The sequence below is a fragment of the Paenibacillus sp. MB22_1 genome (assembly GCF_047200555.1).
Taxonomy (GTDB): domain Bacteria; phylum Bacillota; class Bacilli; order Paenibacillales; family Paenibacillaceae; genus Fontibacillus; species Fontibacillus phoenicis.
Window position 1 is genome coordinate 2,496,218 of record NZ_JBLADV010000002.1, and the last position, 18,089, is coordinate 2,514,306.

The 18,089-nt window shown below is 52.6% G+C and carries 15 protein-coding genes; 9 read left to right on the plus strand and 6 right to left on the minus strand.

The genetic code is table 11. The features are described 5' to 3' along the window. The first annotated feature begins 138 nt into the window (after nt 1-138). From ACL02P_RS23110 to ACL02P_RS23120, 3 genes are all read left to right on the plus strand, one after another. Nucleotides 139-1,899, plus strand: a complete 1,761-nt coding sequence (locus ACL02P_RS23110; RefSeq protein WP_009226236.1) for a sensor histidine kinase — start codon at nt 139-141, stop codon at nt 1,897-1,899. After that, complete coding sequence (locus ACL02P_RS23115) at nt 1,896-2,693, plus strand: response regulator transcription factor (protein WP_009226237.1); 798 nt, start codon at nt 1,896-1,898, stop codon at nt 2,691-2,693. Before ACL02P_RS23110 ends, ACL02P_RS23115 begins: the two co-directional genes overlap by 4 nt. 137 nt (nt 2,694-2,830) lie before the next feature. After that, the gene (locus ACL02P_RS23120; protein WP_009226238.1) at nt 2,831-4,162 is read left to right on the plus strand and encodes an extracellular solute-binding protein; all 1,332 of its coding nucleotides are present in this window, start codon (nt 2,831-2,833) and stop codon (nt 4,160-4,162) included. Nucleotides 4,163-4,225: 63 nt separating this feature from the next. Here ACL02P_RS23120 and ACL02P_RS23125 read toward each other — a convergent pair whose 3' ends face one another. Next, nucleotides 4,226-5,149: an AEC family transporter gene (locus tag ACL02P_RS23125; protein ID WP_009226239.1), complete on the minus strand. Its 924-nt coding sequence runs from the start codon at nt 5,147-5,149 to the stop codon at nt 4,226-4,228. Between the two features lie 174 nt (nt 5,150-5,323). Between ACL02P_RS23125 and ACL02P_RS23130 the strand changes: the two genes are divergently transcribed. Beyond that, nucleotides 5,324-5,800, plus strand: a complete 477-nt coding sequence (locus ACL02P_RS23130; RefSeq protein WP_009226240.1) for a GNAT family N-acetyltransferase — start codon at nt 5,324-5,326, stop codon at nt 5,798-5,800. 15 nt (nt 5,801-5,815) lie between these two features. Here ACL02P_RS23130 and ACL02P_RS23135 read toward each other — a convergent pair whose 3' ends face one another. Continuing rightward, nucleotides 5,816-6,274 (minus strand): threonine/serine exporter family protein, encoded by a 459-nt coding sequence (locus tag ACL02P_RS23135; RefSeq protein WP_009226241.1) that lies wholly within the window; start codon nt 6,272-6,274, stop codon nt 5,816-5,818. A 28-nt stretch (nt 6,275-6,302) separates the two neighbouring features. Then, on the minus strand, nt 6,303-7,061 hold the full coding sequence (locus tag ACL02P_RS23140) for a threonine/serine exporter family protein (protein ID WP_260071813.1): 759 nt from the start codon (nt 7,059-7,061) through the stop codon (nt 6,303-6,305). A 203-nt stretch (nt 7,062-7,264) separates the two neighbouring features. On the opposite strand from ACL02P_RS23140, the gene ACL02P_RS23145 reads away from it, so the two are divergent. Beyond that, a complete protein-coding gene (locus ACL02P_RS23145) occupies nt 7,265-7,579 on the plus strand; it encodes a GGDEF domain-containing protein (RefSeq protein ID WP_050769805.1) in 315 nt (104 codons plus the stop codon). Nucleotides 7,580-7,673: 94 nt separating this feature from the next. On the opposite strand, the gene ACL02P_RS23150 is transcribed toward ACL02P_RS23145, so the two are convergent. Next, nucleotides 7,674-7,925: a hypothetical protein gene (locus ACL02P_RS23150; protein WP_412838165.1), complete on the minus strand. Its 252-nt coding sequence runs from the start codon at nt 7,923-7,925 to the stop codon at nt 7,674-7,676. 385 nt (nt 7,926-8,310) lie between these two features. Here ACL02P_RS23150 and ACL02P_RS23155 point away from each other — a divergent pair, with 385 nt between their 5' ends. From ACL02P_RS23155 to ACL02P_RS23165, 3 genes are all read left to right on the plus strand, one after another. Then, nucleotides 8,311-9,315, plus strand: coding sequence for a LacI family DNA-binding transcriptional regulator (locus ACL02P_RS23155; RefSeq protein ID WP_036646091.1), 1,005 nt, complete (start codon nt 8,311-8,313; stop codon nt 9,313-9,315). 161 nt (nt 9,316-9,476) lie between these two features. Continuing rightward, on the plus strand, nt 9,477-10,820 hold the full coding sequence (locus ACL02P_RS23160) for a glycoside hydrolase family 30 protein (protein WP_412838166.1): 1,344 nt from the start codon (nt 9,477-9,479) through the stop codon (nt 10,818-10,820). A 36-nt stretch (nt 10,821-10,856) separates the two neighbouring features. After that, a complete protein-coding gene (locus ACL02P_RS23165; protein ID WP_412838167.1) occupies nt 10,857-14,090 on the plus strand; it encodes a cellobiose phosphorylase in 3,234 nt (1,077 codons plus the stop codon). A 238-nt stretch (nt 14,091-14,328) separates the two neighbouring features. Here the strand turns inward: ACL02P_RS23165 and ACL02P_RS23170 are convergent, their stop codons facing one another. Next, nucleotides 14,329-15,522 carry a transposase gene (locus tag ACL02P_RS23170; RefSeq protein WP_016311143.1) on the minus strand — a complete coding sequence of 398 codons (1,194 nt, stop codon included), beginning with the start codon at nt 15,520-15,522 and terminating at the stop codon, nt 14,329-14,331. A 342-nt stretch (nt 15,523-15,864) separates the two neighbouring features. On the opposite strand from ACL02P_RS23170, the gene ACL02P_RS23175 reads away from it, so the two are divergent. Continuing rightward, nucleotides 15,865-17,784 carry an ATP-binding protein gene (locus tag ACL02P_RS23175; protein ID WP_412838168.1) on the plus strand — a complete coding sequence of 640 codons (1,920 nt, stop codon included), beginning with the start codon at nt 15,865-15,867 and terminating at the stop codon, nt 17,782-17,784. 44 nt (nt 17,785-17,828) lie between these two features. Here ACL02P_RS23175 and ACL02P_RS23180 read toward each other — a convergent pair whose 3' ends face one another. After that, on the minus strand, nt 17,829-18,074 hold the full coding sequence (locus tag ACL02P_RS23180; RefSeq protein ID WP_009226249.1) for an NHLP leader peptide family RiPP precursor: 246 nt from the start codon (nt 18,072-18,074) through the stop codon (nt 17,829-17,831). Nucleotides 18,075-18,089 lie beyond the last annotated feature (15 nt).

Consider the following 18,089-nt stretch of genomic DNA (forward strand, 5'->3'; position numbering starts at 1 on the left):
TTATGTATTGTACTGGCTACGGGAGCCGTCGCCTTCCCATTATACGTGACAATTTCGAAAAATCCATAGTTCACCCGGTCCTTTTCGGATATGATGGGATCGGATTGTATACTTTGGGTGGAAAGGTTTGGAGCGGACGTGAAAAAGCCGAAACGATGGTTTACCTTAAGAAATCAAATCTTCATCAGTTTTATGCTGCTGATGATTTTTGTCCTGGGAATCGCCAGCGTACTCACTTATTATCGGATGTCCGCACTGCTGGAAACCAATGCTGAGAAGCATATCAGTCAAACCGCGATGCAGGCCAACGGCCGATTGGATGCGCTGATTGCCCAGATCAATACGCTGACCACGCAGGTCGCCACCGATGATTACGTCCAGAAGCTGCTGCTCGCTGAGGTGCAAGGGAAGGAGACGCCCTTTAGCTCGCGCCAATCGCTGCTGCCGCTGTTTAGTGACTATCAGGCCTATGTGACCGGCATCAAGTCGCTTGAGTTATATACTAACGATTATCGCCGATTGTTCCCGCTGAACGAAACCGAGTTGATCGACACGATCGATTCGGAATGGATTAACGCCGCGAATTGGGGCAAAGGTGCGCTCGTCTGGATTGGCATCGATCCGCGCGATCCGTCTACCGTGCTGGCGCTGCGCCGGGTGAGCTTGCTGGACCGCTGGTTTTCGTCCGGGGGATATTTAATGGTGCGGCTCGATCGGACTTATTTTCAAATCCATGAGCAGATCGACGAAGAGGTTGGGGAGTATATCCTGCTGGTTGACGGGAATCAGCGTCCCGTGGCATCCAATTTCAGCTTTCCTGCGGAAGAATTAAATTTGAAGGAGCTGCTGAGCAACGAAGGAAAAAATATCACCATCGGCGGGCAGAGGTTTATTGAGGTCAAACAAGCCTCCAAAGCTACGGGGTGGACGCTGGTCTTCTTCACGCCCATGAGCTACGTCACCAGCGGGATCTCCGCGCTGCGAACAGCTGTCCTCGCTTCGGGAGCCATAGGGGTGCTGCTGTTCCTGATCATGTCGCTGTCGCTGTCCACGATGATCACCCGGCCCATCTTCCGGTTGATCAAGGCGATGCGCGGGGCGAGATTCGGGGTGCTGCAGCGGAACCCGATGTTCTCGAGCACGATGGAAATCAACGAGCTGAACAATTCCTACAACCAAATGGTCGACAATATGAACGAATTGATCCGTGTCGTTTACGAGAAGGAGCTCCTGCAAAGCCGGACCGAATTAAAGGCGTTGCAAGCTCAAATCAACCCTCATTTTCTGTTTAATACGCTGGAGGCCTTCTATTGGTCGCTGGAGGACAAGGGGGAGGAGGAGCTGGCCAACCTGGTCGTCGGCATGTCCAACTTGTTCCGGTACATTATCAGCAGCCCCAACCAGGACGAGTGGGTGACGATCGAGGACGAGCTGGAGCATGTGGAACGATACCTGCAGCTGATGACTATCCGACTTGCGGAACGGTTAACCTGGTCCATTGATGCCGGCGAATTCCGCCATGTTAAAATTCCAAAGCTTCTGATTCAGCCGCTGGTGGAAAACGCAATTTTGCACGGGGTTGAAAAGCAACTCGGCCAGGGCAAAGTAAGCGTATGCGTCGAATCCTCAGACAAGGAAGGTTACGTGAAAATCACCGTGCGGGACAACGGTCCCGGCATGGATGAGGAAACGTTAAACGGCCTACTGCAGGCGATGGAAGGCGGACCTTCCATTTCCTCGAAGGGGACAGGCGTCGGGATTGTAAATGTACAACGGCGACTTCGCCTGTATTATGATGAGGAGCAAGGGAAGAAGCACGGTTTGCAAGTGACCAGCCGCCCGGGCGAAGGAACGTCCGTAAGCTTTGAAATACCTAGTGATTACGGGGGAACGGTATGAAGCAGACAAAAACCATACTTGTGGTGGAAGATGAACCGAGAACAAGACAGGGCTTTACGAAAACATTGGAAGCCTGGTCTGCCGGCCGGTACCGGATCGAGGCGGCGGACAGCGGGCAGGCGGCGCTGGCTTGGCTGGAGAATCATGTCGCTCATCTGCTGATCACGGACATCCGCATGCCCGGCATCAGCGGGCTGGAGCTGATCGAAATGCAGCAGCGCCATAAGCAGTTCAAGCCGGTGGCGATTATCATTTCGGGTTATGCGGAATTCGAATACGCGCAAAAAGCGATGCAGCTCGGCGTCGTCAATTACTTGCTGAAGCCGGTGGACAAGCACAAGCTGGTTCAGGCCGTAGAGCAGGCGTTGCGGGTGGAGGACGACCGGCATCGAATCGAAACGATGGAGAAGCTGGTTGACCCGCGGCTGCTGGAGACAAAGGATACGGATACGCAATATACGCCCCAGGTGCGGGAGGCACTGAATTACCTGGACGAGCATTTGCACGAGCCGATTACGATGCGCCAGGTGGCCGACCATCTGCATCTGAATCCGAGTTACTTCAGCGTGCTATTCAAAGAGCAGACCGACCTTACCTTCAGCGAATATATCACCCGATTGCGGGTGCTCCGCGCTAAGGAGCTGCTGCTGCGGACGACGTTGTCCGTTGGGGAGATCGCTGAGCGTGTAGGTTATCAAAGCGACAAATATTTTATCAAGGTGTTCAAAAACTATGAAGGGATGAGTCCCAGCAAATACCGCAGCCGGACGAAAGAGACGGAAGATGACGCCTAAGCCTTAGCCGTTCAATCACGGATATTTGCGGCGAACGGTTTGTTGCCCTCTGCTTGCTATGGAAGCGGAATCATCAACGTGATAAACTTGGGTTGAAGCGGTTACACGAATAGCCGGGATAACTAGGGGGCTAAAGCATGTCCAACCAGAAAACAGCATCTACCCTGTGGATTGCGCTTCTCCTGCTGCTGGGACTTTCCGGCTGCGTCGGCGACAAGGCGGCGGGGGGCGGCGGGGCGGATGACCAAGAAGCATCGGCGGCCAGCGAGAAGGTAACGATTCAATTTATGCATTTGTGGCCGGCAGGTGCCTCTCCGCAGCAAAATAGACTGGTGAACGAGATCATCGACCAATATCAATCCGAGCATCCGAATATCACAATTCAGCAAGAAGTGATGGAAAATGAGCAATACAAAAATAAATTAAAAATTTTGTCCGCGGCGAACGAGCTTCCTGACGTTGGCGTCACCTGGGCTGCCGGCTTCATGGACCCCTACGTGAAGGGTGACCTGTTCGCCCCGCTTGACGATTTGCTGGAACGCGGCTTGAAGGACCAGTTCGTCCCGGGGGCGACCGATGCTTATGCGGTGCAGGGCAAAACGTACGGCTTGCCGATCGAACTGAACATCTCGCCGATTTATTATAATAAGGCGATTTTTGACAAATACGATTTGGAAGTGCCGCAAACCTATGATCAGTTCCTGGACGTGATCCGCACGCTGAACAGCAAGGGGGTAACCCCGATCGCGCTGGGGAACCGGGACCGGTGGACGGGCTCGATCTGGTATATGTACCTGGCCGACCGGATCGGCGGACCGGAAACGATGAAGCAGGCGATCGACCGCTCCCGCAGCTTCGAGGACCCGGCGCTGATTCAGGCGGCGGCGGAAATCCAGAAGCTGGTGGATATGAACGCTTTTAATAAAGGCTTTAACGGCTTGTCCAATGAGGAAGGCAAAATGGTATTCATGAAAGAACAAGCTGCCATGTTCCTGGCTGGGACCTGGGAGGTGCCTAACTTTACGAGTAACCCGGACGTGCCTCAGCAATTTAAAGACAATGTCGGGTTCTTCAAATTCCCAACCTTTACCGGCGGTAAAGGGGACATTAACAGCTGGGTAGGCGGACCGGGGGTCGGCTTGTTCGTTGCGGAGAACTCCAAAGTCAAAGACGAAGCGAAGAAGTTTGTGGAATATTTCATCAGCAAGTGGGGGGCCGAATCGGTCAGTACGGCCGGGGTGATTCCGGCAACCAAGGTGGATACGGCGGCTTCGGATTTGCCTCAGCTCTACATCGATTTGCTGGATGAGCTGAACAATGCCAGCAACCTGACCTTATTTGCCGACGTGCAAATGAAATGGAATGCGGCCCAGACGCACTTAAATATGATTCAAGCCTTGTTCGGTAAGGCGGTGACGCCGGAGCAATTCGTGAAGGAGCATGAAGCCGCGCTGCAGCAAGACGAATAAAGCATCCGAGCATAAAGCAAGAACCTTCCGCCCTAATGGCGCAAGGTTCTTTATTTTTGGGGACTATCCGACGTATTTGGATAAGGAAATCAGGGCAGTCATCGTAATGATGTTCAGCAGCGTGGAGATCAGCACGGTTTGCGAGGCAAAATCCGGTTCGTTGTCGTACTCCTCCGCAAGGATGGTGCTGTTGACGCCGGTGGGCATGCCGGAAGCGATCAGCAGCGCTTGGGCTGGAATTCCTTTGAGGCCCAGCGCCCATACCAAAATGAACCCGATCACCGGGCCAATTAGCAGACGCAGCGCGACGCTGACGTAGACGTCAATCCGATCGAGCCGCAGCGGATATTTTACAATTTGTGCGCCAAGCGTTAGTAAGGCGATCGCCACCATCGAGTCGGCGATGTACCCAAGCGGCTTGGACACAAAGTAAGGGATTGGCCATTGAAGCAAATGCAGCGCCATCCCAAGCACCAAGGCGTAAGGGACGGGCATCTTAAGAAACCCGATCAACGCGGCCTTCAGCGTGCCGCCGGACTTGGCCCGTTGCACGGACATCACGCCATAGGTGAACGTGACCAGGCTCTGGAACGTCATTACCAGCGCTTGAACGGAAGCAGCCAATGGATCGCCTTTAAAGGCCAGCTGATTAATCGGCAGCCCGTAATTGCCGGAGTTGTCGAGGATCAGACTGTTAGTGAAGGCGGCCCGCATGCCGGGTCCAAACTTCAGAGGCCAGCTGACAAGCCGGCTGACCCCATAGAGCAGCAGGACGTACAAAATATAAAACCCCGTAACGCTTCCCAGAAGATCCGCGGACATCTCCGATTCGTACATGCTGACGAAGACGACGGCAGGCGTCACGAAGTAGAAGTTGATTTTGGCCAGCGTATACAAATCAAGCTTAAAGGCTCGCTGCATCAAGGCGCCTAATCCGATGAGGATAAAAATGGGCAAAACGACATCCAATACAATATCGCCGATCATCTCTTGCTGTTCACTTCTTTCTTATGCGCTAATATGGAATTAGACGCTTATATGGAATCGAATACCGTTTAATGGCAGTCGCTAGTTATTATATCACGCCTGCCGCTGCGTAGAAGATGCAAATTGATCTACTGCTGCTGAATTGCGCGAGAACCTGAAAAGGAGTAAACGCCTATGATGACCCTCTCCAGACAGTCCCATCCCGTCCTTCGCGACGTGGAACGATTGGTTCAGTTGGAGACGGAGCTGACGAAGTTTAATAACGAACGCTCGCTGATCGAGCAGTCGCGCGGCGGGGACGGTTCTGCGTTGGACGAGGGAATGGTGAAGCGGAAGATCCGGTACTACTACCGGGACGATTTTCAAAATTTCGTCGCTTATCTTGGCGGGGAGCCTGCAGGAATGGGTTCTTTATTTATGCGCGGCGATACCGGGTATTTGGCCAACGATTTTACGTTCCCAGCGTACCGGAAGCGCGGCATCCAAACGGCGCTGATCCGGCACCGGCTGCAAACGGCAAGGGAGCTCGGACTGAAGCGGGTTTACACCGATGTGGAGTTTGCATCGGCCAGCCATGCGAACATGCTGAAATGCGGTTTTGAGCTGGTGTATGTCAATACGTTTTGGATGAAAACGGCGCTGCCGCGATAAGCGGTTAGCGCTTGTTTATGGTTTGGCTGTTCGCTTGCGAAGCCGCTGCGGGATCCGCCGGATCAAGAGCTGGCCGAGCACCTCGGACAAGACGAGCCCCATCGCGATCGAACCGGATAGGAGGAAGGCTTTAGCGGCAAGCTCCACAGCCAAATTGTATTCGTTCTCCACGAACCGCCGCATCGCGTCATACGCCAGCCCGCCCGGAACCAACGGGATAATCCCGGCCACGCTGAATATAATGACAGGCTTCTTGTAAACGCGGGCAAACAGCTGGCTAAGGACGCCAACCAAGAACGTAGCCGCAACGGTCGAAAATACACTCTCCATCCTTGGCTCCAGCAGGATGTAGACGAGCCAGCCAAGCATGCCGGACAGGCCGCATTGGAGCAGGGTTCGTTTAGGAGCGTTAAAGAGGATGCCAAAAGCCCCTGAAGCAATAAAACTAATAAGCAGATGAACGAGTATATACATCGGACGGTAGGTCCCCTTTACATACGAATTAAATCAAAGTAAATACGACGGCGATCCCGGCTCCGATGGCAAAGGCGGTGAGAAAGGCCTCCGCTCCGCGGGACAACCCGGATACGAGATGTCCGGCCATCAGGTCCCGGACCGCATTGGTAATGAGCAGTCCCGGCACGAGCGGCATCACCGAACCGATAATGATCTTATCCAAGTCCCGGCCTAGCGATAATTGCACAAAACCCGTGGCCAACAGGCCGATGATCAGTGCAGCGGTAAACTCGGCGAAAAATTTTACCTTCACCAACCGATGGAACAGCAGATACGCGGCAAACCCCACACCGCCGCACAATATGCCCGGCAGGAAATCTTCCGCCTGGCCGCGGAACATTAAGGTGAAGCAGCCGCTGGACAAGGCTGCAGCCGCCATTTGCAGCGGCATCGGATAGGCGTGCTTCTCCGACTCGATCTCGCGCAGCAAGGCATGCGCTTCTGCTACCGTGATATCCCCGTTGTGCAGCTTCCGGGAGATGTCGTTCACCGCGGACACCTTCTGCAGATCGGTTGTCCGCTCCACGATGCGGATCAGCTTGGCGGATTCCGCTTCTCCGGATTGAAAGACGATCCCCGTCGGCGTCACATAACTATGCGAGCCCGAGAGTCCCAGCGCATTGGCCATCCGGGTCATCGTATCCTCCACGCGGTATGTTTCTGCTCCGCTTTGAAGCATGATTTTTCCCGCCAATAGACACACCTGTACAGGCTCCTGTCCTTGTACCGCAGCCATGTCGTTCATCACCGTCACCCTTTCAACAATCTGACGCCATTATATCATGACCAGGAGAGCAGAAAAACGGATTCGACAGAACCTGTCTAAATGTGTCGAATATAATCGAAAATTAGTAAAAATATCTTATTTTTGTCGCATTTATATGTTATGCTAGCACTACTTACATAATGCTTTATCCATCTGAGAGGAACATTTGGGCAGGTGATGCTGTGCTGCTGCAAATCGCTGATGTGATGCGGGAGACGTTCTCGCCGCGGGATCATATTGCCCGCAAGGGCGGCGAGGAATTTGTGATTTTGGTCGATCGTTGCGATGCCGAGCAAATTAAAGTGATCGCCGAACGGTTGCGCCGCAATGTGGAGAACCATCGTTTTATTTTACCGGATGGAGGGGAATTAAAGCTAACGATCTCGGGAGGGAGTGCGACCTACCCGAATGTTGATGAGGTGGAGTTGTTCGTCAAGGCGGATCAGGCACTTTATCAAGCGAAGGAGGATGGACGAAACCGGGTGTACGTGACCTAGATCTCGCGCTAAGAATTACCTGTTCAAGACGGATTCCAATGACTATTGAAGCGATTTTAGGAGGCATATCATCGTGAGTCGACAGATTTCATTATCATTCGTCAAAATCGGGAGCGGCAGGGTCGATGGGACTGTCCTTCTGGATCGCGTCCGCATCGGGCACATCGGGAAGCGGATCATCCTCGCTGACGAACGCATCGTTAGGTTCACTGATGCCTTGGACAATTCGCGTATCATGCGGGAGCAGGTCATCGCCGGGAATATCATTCTCCGGGCGATACTCCTTGAGCAGCTTGTAACGCTCATATTCGAAGTCCGCGGAGTTTTTGTTGATATTGGGGTCCACGTCAGATCAGCGCCTTTCTTTTTTAAATTGCGATTCCCCCAAAAGTTTACCCCAAAATAAAGAGTATTACTTTGAGGAAGATTTTACCGAAAGAACCGATCGGCGGCTTCCTTGACGGTCCTCAGGAGGAATCTGCGTTCCAGATGCTGACTGGCGGCGGACGCTTCCGGAAATATTCTATGTCGGGCCATCATGCCATAGGCATCACCGTAAAACGAAACCCAATCGCAAGGTTCAGGAAATTCCCGGGCCTTGCGATTTTTTCCTGACCGAAGGATTCATGCGCTTGACATAGACTGGTTGACTTCCGACCAAGCTGCGGCTACAATGGCCTGTGAATCCCGGTTTCGAGCTGGCTTGGATCCGGGCAGAGGAGATGAGAAATGTGATAACCATTTATGATATCGCACAAAGGACCGGTTTTTCGCCTACGACCGTATCCAAGGTGTTTAACGGATATTCCGACGTCAGTGAGAAGACGCGCCGCAAAATTCTGGACGCTGCGGATGAGCTCGGCTATGTGCCCAATGCTCACGCCCGTTCGCTGACCACCAAACGCTCTTGGACGATTGGCGTGCTGTTTATTGAGCCTTCCGGCGCGGGCATCCTGCATCCGTTTTTTGGCGGTGTGATCGAAGGCTTCAAGCGGGTGGCTACCTCCAAGGGTTATGATCTGATGTTTCTTTCCAAGGATATCGGCGGCAAGAAAAGCAGCTATCTGGAGCACTGTAAAATCCGCGGTATCGACGGCGTGGTCGTGGTGTTGCCGGATGCAACCGATCCGTATTTTCAGGAGCTGTTGGAGTCCGACATTCCTTGCGTGCTGTTGGATCAGGAATCTTCCGACAAGAGTACGGTGTATTCGGACAATATGGAAGGCGCCCGGCAGGCCGTGGCTTATTTGCATTCCTTGGGCCACCGGAAAATCGCGCATATCGGCGGTGGTCCAACCTTCGCTGGCGAGCAGCGGTTAAACGGGTTTCGGCAAGCGATGCAAGAGCTTGGGCTGACGATCCATCCCCAGCATATCGTACAAGGAAGCTACGATTATACCGTAGAGAGCGGCAGCAAAGCGATGGAGGAGCTGTTGCAGGCGGACGAACGGCCTACCGCCGTGTTTGCAGCCGGCGACAATTTGGCGGTTGGGGCCATGATGGCGATGAAGCGGCATGGCTTGCGCGTGCCTGAAGACATTTCGCTGGTAGGCTTCGACGACATCGAAATGGCGAAATATTTAACACCTGCGTTAACGACGGTACGACAAAACACAGATGTACTTGGCAGCAGGGCAGCCGACATGTTAATCTATTCGATAGAAGGCGGGGAAGACGTGCAACAAGGCGTAATCCCGGTGGAGCTGATTATTCGCGATTCTTGCCGATCGCTGTAGACAGCTTGGCCTCTATTTTTTTACAAGAGATCGAAACCGGTTTCGTCCCGCGTATTTCTTCAATTTGTTGAAGATTGGGTGCGTTTTGCCGGCGCTGCTCTTGTATGTTTTGTAATCGATTACAGAAACACCAATTTCGGAAACCAAGGAGAGGATTAACGATGGCAAAATGGGTGAAGGTGCTCACTTCGCGTGATTCGGCGGACCGTCTGCAGCCGCAAGGGGAAGTGGCGGTTCAATCTAGCGCAGCAGCTGGCGCGGGACAGAAGCTGAAGGTCCTGCCGGAGCAGACTTACCAAACGGTGATGGGGTTTGGCGGTGCGTTCACCGAAGCGGCCGCTTATACGTTGTCCCGGATCAGCCCGCAGAAGCGGGAAGAAGTGATTCGCCGGTATTTCGATCCGGAGGAGGGGCTGGGGTATACGCTGGGTCGCGTGCACATCCACAGCTGCGACTTCGCGCTGGAGAACTACACGTATATCGAGGACGGCGACGTGGAGCTGAAAACGTTCGATATTTCCCGCGATCACAAATGGGTGATCCCGCTCGTTCACGATGCGGCAAAAACAGCCGGGAAGAACATTACCATGCTGGCCTCTCCTTGGAGCCCTCCGGCTTGGATGAAAACGAATGGCGATATGAACCACGGCGGCCAGCTGAAGCCGGAATATCGCGAGGTGTGGGCGCTGTATTATACGAAGTTCATCAAAGCTTACCGTGAAGCAGGCATCCCGATCTGGGGGATCACGGTACAGAATGAACCGGCGGCGGTGCAAACCTGGGATTCCTGTATTTACAGCGGCGAGGAAGAACGCGATTTCGTACGCGATTACCTGGGGCCGGTGATGCATCGGGAAGGCCTGGCGGACGTCCAAATTCTCATTTGGGACCACAACCGGGATATTATCGTCGAGCGGGCCTCCGCCGTGCTGAGCGATCCCGAAGCGGCTAAATACGTGTGGGGTACCGGCTTCCACTGGTACGTCAGCGAAGCGTTCGAGAACGTCGGCAAAGTGCATGAGCTGTTCCCTGACAAGCATCTCTTGTTCACGGAAGGCTGCCAGGAAGGCGGCGTGAAGCTTGGCAAATGGTTCACCGGCGAGCGTTATGGCCGGAACATCATCGGCGACTTGAACAATTGGAACGAAGGATTCCTGGATTGGAACCTGGTGCTGGACGAAACGGGCGGTCCGAACCATGTGGGCAACCTGTGTGATGCGCCGATCATCGCGGATACCACAACCGATACGCTCCACTACAACAGCTCGTACTTCTACATCGGACATTTCAGCAAATACATCAAACCGGGGGCGGTACGCATCGGTTTAGAAGCCCACGCTCCGGCGCTGCTGGCTACCTCATTCCGCAATCCGGACGGCAGCATTGCGGTTGTCGTGCAGAACGAAAGCGATGAGGCACAGCCGTTTGCCCTGGAACTGGGCGGCGAGGCTGCAAGCGAAACGTTGCCGGCGCATTCGATTGCGACCTATATCATCCAAGGTTAGTTACATCCTTATTTAATGAACGGAGGGATAGTCCTTATGTCGAATTATTCTTTTGAGGGAAAGGCGTTCGTGATCGAGCAGTTTGACCGGGCCAAGCCGTTCTCCAGCTTCCTTCCCGGCCTTGCCGGCTTGAAGGGGATTCCAATGTGGACGTTTTATGTGAACCGGGGGCAGGCGGTCTGCAGCTTCGGGATCCGGGACAAAAACAGCCCGATCATGGAATTCTCCCCGGCCAGCATTACGTATCAATCGGTTGCGATGAAAGGCTTCCGGACGTTTATCAAAACCGCAGGGAAAGCGGGGATCTATGAGCCGTTCCAAAGTGCCTTCCCTGATGCGTCAGCCGTTCGCCGTATGCACATTTTGACCAATGAGCTGACGATTGAGGAAACCCATGAAGCGCAGGGGCTGCGGGTGAAGGTGAGTTATTTTCAGGTTCCTAATGATGATTATGCGGCACTGGCCCGTCAGGTAGAGGTTACGAATATTTCCGGAACGCCGGTGCAGCTGGAAATGCTGGATGGGATGCCGGAGATTCTTCCGTACGGGGTAGAGAACGCCGGCTACAAGGAAATCGGGAATTTGTTACGCAGCTGGATGGAGGTCGACAATATCGAGAATGGGATTCCGTTCTATCGGGTCCGTTCCAGCATCCATGATGAGGCCGAAGTGAGCGAGGTGCAAAGCGGACATTTCTACCTCACCTTTGGAGAAGACGGGAAGCTGCTGCAGACGATAGCCGACTTTGCGGTGATTTTCGGCGATAATACGTCGCTGGCGTATCCCGACCGTTTTGCCGAGCAGCCGCTGGCCGCATTAACGGCGGCACCGCAGTATTGTACCAATAAGGTACCTTGCGGATTTTCGGCATTTGCTGCCGAGCTTGCCCCCGGCGAAAGCCGCCACATTTACACGTTGATCGGGCATATCGAAAGCGTGGAACGGTTAAATCGCAAAGCGGCCGAGATTGCCAACCCGGCTTACATTGCCCACAAGCATGCGGAGGCAAGCCAGTTAACCGAGGATTTGACCGCAGACATCGCCACGAAAACAGCTCTGCCGCTGTTTGATGCTTACTGCCGGCAGAGCTATCTGGACAATTTTCTGCGCGGCGGGTATCCGTTTATTTTCGAGAATGGCCGGGAAGGGTTCGTGGTTCACTTGTATTCCCGGAAGCACGGGGATCTGGAGCGGGACTACAACTTCTTCTCGATCGCGCCGGAATATTATTCGCAGGGCAACGGCAATTTCCGCGATGCCAACCAAAACCGGCGCAACGATGTCTATTTTAATCCTCGGGTTGGAACGTTTAATATCCGCACGTTCTTCAGCCTGATACAGGCAGATGGTTATAATCCGCTGGGCGTGGAAGGCACTACCTTCCGGGTTCCGGCTGAACGGGCGGCAGAGCTATCCGCCTTCCTGGAGAAGGCGGCGGCCGATCATCGAGAGGAGCTGGCTGCTCTGTGCTTGGGATCGTTTACTCCGGGCAAGCTGATTTCGCTCGTGAATCATCGTGGCGTAAGGCTGTTTGTACAGGAGAATGAGCTGTTGACCGGCGTGCTGTCGCTCGCTGAACAGCAAATTGAAGCCTCTTTTGGAGAAGGCTACTGGACGGACCATTGGACTTACAATATGGACTTGATTGACAGTTATCTTGATATTTTTCCAGATCGTAAAGAACAGCTGCTGTTTGGAGAACGGGAGTATACGTACTTCGACAGTCCGGCCCGCGTCCTGCCGCGCAGTGAGAAATATGTCATCAGCGGTGGTAAAGTACGCCAATACGGCTCGCTGGTGCACGATGAAGAGAAGATGGCCCAATTCGGCCTGACACTCAAGAGCACCAACTGGCTAAAAACCGAACACGGCCGCGGTGAAATTTACCGAACGACCTTGTTCGTCAAGCTGTTGTCGCTGGGACTGGTCAAATTTGCCACCTTAGATCCGTTTGGCATGGGCGTGGAGATGGAAGCGAACAAGCCGGGATGGAACGATGCGATGAACGGCTTGCCTGGGCTGTTTGGCTCGGGGATGAGCGAAACCTTTGAGTTAAAGCGGCTGCTGAAGTTCGTTCAGGAAGTTTGTACTGAAGCTGTAGCCGCTGGCAACGACCTAGTCGTGCAAGTGCCCGAGGAAGTTGCTGCGCTGCTCAGCGAAGTGGAAAGGCTGCTGGAAGCGCGTTTGGCAGGGAGCCTGGAGGCGTTTGACTATTGGGATCAGGTGACGACGGCGCGTGAGAAATACCGGGATGCTATTCGTTTCGGGATCAGCGGGACGGAATCTCCGCTGGAGCTTCAGGCGATCGGCCGGCTGGCGGATCGCATGCTGGAGCAGATCGAGCGCGGCATCCGGGAGGCGATCCGACTGGGCGGCGGCGTGACACCTACGTATTTCGCCTACGAAGCAGCGGAATTTGAGCCGGTGACCGATGCCCAAGGAAACCCGGTGATCAGCGGATACGGTCTGCCGAAGGCGGTCGTGAAGAAATTTACAGTGCGCCCGCTGCCGCATTTCCTGGAAGGTCCTGCTCGATGGTTGAAGACGGTTGAGGACCCTAACGAAGCCAAGCGGACTTATGAGCAAATTCGCCGCAGCGACTTGTTCGACACCCAGCTTCAAATGTATAAAACCTCCGTCAGCCTGGATACGGAGACCCATGAGATTGGCCGCATTCGCGCCTTTACGCCGGGGTGGCTGGAACGGGAATCGGTGTTCCTGCATATGAGCTATAAGTACTTACTGGCGCTGCTTAAGAGCGGTTTGACCGAGGAGTTCTTCTCCGAGCTTCGCACCTCGTTAATTCCGTTCCTCGATCCGGCAGTGTATGGCCGCAGCACGCTGGAGAACTCCTCCTTTATCGCGACGAGCGTAAATCCGGATCCGGATACCCATGGCCGCGGGTATGTCGCCCGGCTTAGCGGATCCACCGCCGAGTTCCTCAGCATGTGGATGACGATGATGGCGGGGAAACGGATCTTCCGCCTGCATGAAGGCAAGCTCCGGCTTGCGCTGAATCCGCGCCTGCCCGGTTGGCTCTTTGATGCGCAAGGCGAGGTGTCGTTCCGCTTCCTGGGTACGACGGAGGTCATCTACCGGAACCCGCAGAAGAAGGACACTTATGGCCCGAATGCTGCAGTGATTCGCCGGTTGATGGTGCAGAAGCACGATGGATCGGAGCTTGCGGTAGACGGTGCTGTCATCGATGGCGAGTTGGCCGAGGAGATCCGCACCGGCAAGGTGCGGCGGATTGAAGCGGAGTTGGCTTAACAGAACGGATAACAGCGTCATGAATAAATACTCCGGATAGGTAATGGACAGCAATGCCTGCTACCTTCCGGAGTTTTTTTAATAGAAAATGAAAACTATTCATAGAGTGTTTTGCATAATTCCGTTTCAGAGAAGAAGCGATAGCATATTCACTGTCGTTAAGGGGTAATTTTCGAAAATGGTATTATATGGATGAAGAAAAGGGCAGACTTGCAGAATTTTAGAACAGCTCGTTTTTTTAAGCGGCAGCCCGTTTTGAATGATGAGAAACGGCGAGCGCAGATGCAAGCAGAACAATGGCATTCAAATACTGGTGAGTTGTGACTTTCTGAATGCCCCGGACATGTGCGGCGTCTGCCGTCAAATAGGTTTTCAATCGGGAGTTGCAGCGTTCTACGCTGGTTCGTTCATTGTAAAGTTCCTTCCAACGCTTTGTATCCCGATGAGGGATGCTGTATCGCCGGAGATCATCCTTCGCATTTACTTTGACGACCATTCCATAGTTTGAAGACGAGCAGGCAGCCATGCCAAGCGGACAGTCGACTTTACCCGTGGCATGCGGGCAGCGAAATTTATGCATATCGCCGTCAACTCCCCAGTATGTCATCGCATAACCCATGGAACAGCACGGTGTTCCGTTCGAGGTCATCCCAGCAGGCGGTTCCTTCTCCCCCCGAAGATTAAGGGGAATGATGGCTTGTGCCTTGACGTTGCGGGCGGCCTCATAAACTTTCATTTGGTCATAGCCCGCATCGAGTATGAAAAATCGTGTGCTCGTCCTGGACGCTGTTTTCTCGATCAGGCCCGGCGCCATTTCTCCATCATTGACATGCGCCGGCGTTACTTCCAAGGCGATCGGCAATTCACTTTTCGTATCGACCGCCAGATGAATTTTGTAACCAAACCATGTGATTTTATTGCCGAAGGAATCAATTTTTGCGCCCCAGTTCGCATTACCCGTTTGCTCGCTTTTGCGTTTGGGCTGCTTTTTCTCGTAAGCGCGGAGAGCGGCGCTGTCTATGGCGACGTTACTGCCTTCTATGATACCTTCCTGCTGACAGCGTGTGACCAAATCCTCAAAAAGCCGTTTTGCCAAGTCCTTTCTCGTCAGTTCTGAGAAAACTCGGCTTAATGTGGATATGGAAGGAGCTTCTCGATCCAGCGGAAGACCACACTGATAACGAAACCGGAGATCCGTATCCAAACGCTTATGCAACCCTGAAAAGGTACTTATTCCTTCAAGCGGCGCAGCCAAGAGTGCTCGTAGAATACCTTGTCTGCAGTATCCCTCAGCGCCTCGGGGTGAACGGCTTCTCAGTTCCTTGGCATACGGTCTCAGATCGAGAGAGCTGAAGAAGATCGGCAATCTCTCCTTGGGTTGAATTTTTAAAAGTTCTTCGAAGGAAAACAGACATTCTTGGAGAATATACAAAGTGACTTCCTCCATCCTTGAGGTTTTTGGGTTTGGTCACTTGAAAACTTCTCCAAGTTGGGGTGAAGTCCCTTTTTTATGTTCGAAAATCCTTACGGCTCAAGGCCTCAGATTACTGCAAAACGCTCTAATAGAAAATGAAAACTATTCATAGATAAAACCACTTATCCAAGGTAAAATAACTGTGGCACGTTTCTTCTAAAAAAAATTATCACTATTTCCATAAATTGAAGGTTATTGCGAGATTTTAATCGAATGGTTTAAAGTAGCCCTACTCAGATCCTTTCGAACTGAGGCGCGTCAACCGGGTTAACCCTTTATAATATCTCCAGAGGTGCTCTAATGAAGTCTTTGATCAAAGGATTTGTCGTCTTGTTTGTCATATTCATTGCTGCTTTTTACGGCATCATTTTTAGAAATTCGGGTGCAGCGGGCTCGGAGGTACAGCAAATCAGAAACTGGCAGGTCACTTGGACGGACCGGCTGGATCCTAATCCGAGCAAGGGATGGCTTGAGGGACTGGACGGCTGGACGAGTGTAAGCGCGGGAGAAGAGAGCCCGGTGAAGCCGGATAAGGGTATGGTTCAGTGGATCAAAATCACGCTTCCCCAAATAACGGAAAATTCCCAGGTCGTATTGATCGATAAAATATATGGTAAACACATTACGGTAAGTTTGGATGGAGCCAAAGTCTTCGAATCCCAGCGCAAATTTAACTTTAGCATCAACAGCGTGCTGGTGCCGGTGTCTTCGCACAATTCGGGTCAAACGCTGTATATCGGCGTATCCTCGACGACAAATACGATCGGGATCTTTGACCCGATTCGAATCGGAAATAACCAGGAATTGATCAAGAGCTTTGTGCGCGGCAACATCACCGACTTAATTTTGGGCAGCACGCTGATCTTCATCGCGGTGATTATGCTGTTCTGTTCTGTTTTTCTGAAGTATGTGAATATGCCGATGTGGTTCTCGCTGTGTGCGGTCATTTTTTCCAGCGGCTTGCTTGTGCTGACGTATTCTCCGTTTGTATTTTGGCTGTTTGACTATACGACGGCGGGCAGAATACTGGTGGTGATGTTTGACCTGGCTTTGTTCATCCTGCTTCCTTCGTTTATCTTTTTCTTTGAAAAAATCTTTGGTCCCGGATATTTTGCTTTAATCCGGCGTTCGCGCAAAGTGTTTGTGGTCTTCTCCGCGCTCTGTATGCTATTGCTGTTAGCGAACGAGTTGTCCGGTAATCGCTACTATGATGTCTATAAGCTCATTACGACTCAATTTGCAGGTTATCTGATTATTGCGCAATTTCTGATCTTGGCTGGCATTTTAACCGTTTATGTAGCGAAAGGGAACAAAGAGGCGCTGATCTTTCTGGCCGGGGTACTCTCGTTCACGCTGCTATCCGCAGGCGAATTGATTTGGTATTACTATTACGACGGATACTATAAGCTGTTTTTGTGGAAATTAGGCATCGTTTGCTTCCTGACCTCGTTGATTATCATCTTGGGCCGAAGATTTGCGGAGAATCACCGGCAAGTCGTGGAATACTCCAAGCAGTTGGAGATGTTTAATAACGAGCTGCAGCGTTCGGAGAAAATGGAGATCATCAGCGAATTAGCCGCTTCGGTCGCCCACGAGGTCCGCAACCCGCTGCAGGTGACCCGAGGCTTTCTGCAACTGCTCGTTGAGAAGCAGCAGAATTCGGACAAGGTGTATTTAAGCATGGCGTTGGAAGAGCTTGATCGCGCTTCGGCGATTATTACGGACTTCCTCACTTTCGCCAAGCCGGAAGGCGGCAAGGTGACGACGCTGAACGTGCTGGAAGAATTTATTCATATCGAAGGGATCCTGATTCCTCTAGCGAATTTGCAGGGGGGTAAAATCACGGTTCATATTCCTAAAAACCTTTATGTGCGCGGCAATTCTTCCAAATTCAAGCAAGCATTTATCAATATCATCAAGAATAGTATTGAAGCACTTCGGGGCGAAGGCGACATCCAAATTTGGAGCTATGAAGAAAACGACGATGTGGTGATCCATATCAAGGACAACGGCGAGGGGATGGACGAAGAAGTGCTGGCCCGCTTGGGTGAGCCTTATTTCTCCAACAAAACGAAGGGGACGGGGCTAGGTTTGATGGTGACGTTCCGGATTATTGAGGTGATGAACGGTCAAATTCATTTTACGAGCAAAAAAGGAGCAGGGACCGAAGTCGTTATCCGCTTCCCCTCCGTTCAAGTTGAGGAGTATGCGATGGGATAAGTTCGTTCGGTCCCTGCCTGAGTGCTAGCGAAGATCGGTAGGGGTTATTCGCCCCAGATTCCTGCTGGTTTGATTTTGCTCATAACAACTTTCTCCGGTTGAGGCGGCAGTACGACGTAAAATTCGTCCGTGCTCTCCTCTACTGCTTTGATTTTGATGTGATCCGGGAGAACTACACCGAGTGCCTCCTGGATCGCAGCTTTCGGGTCGGCAAGTAGCTTCGCTTTGAAGCTAGGATCTTGCCAAGCTTTTTCAACAACTTGCGTTTGAAGGAGCGCTCCTGATGTCATAAGATCACCCTTTCT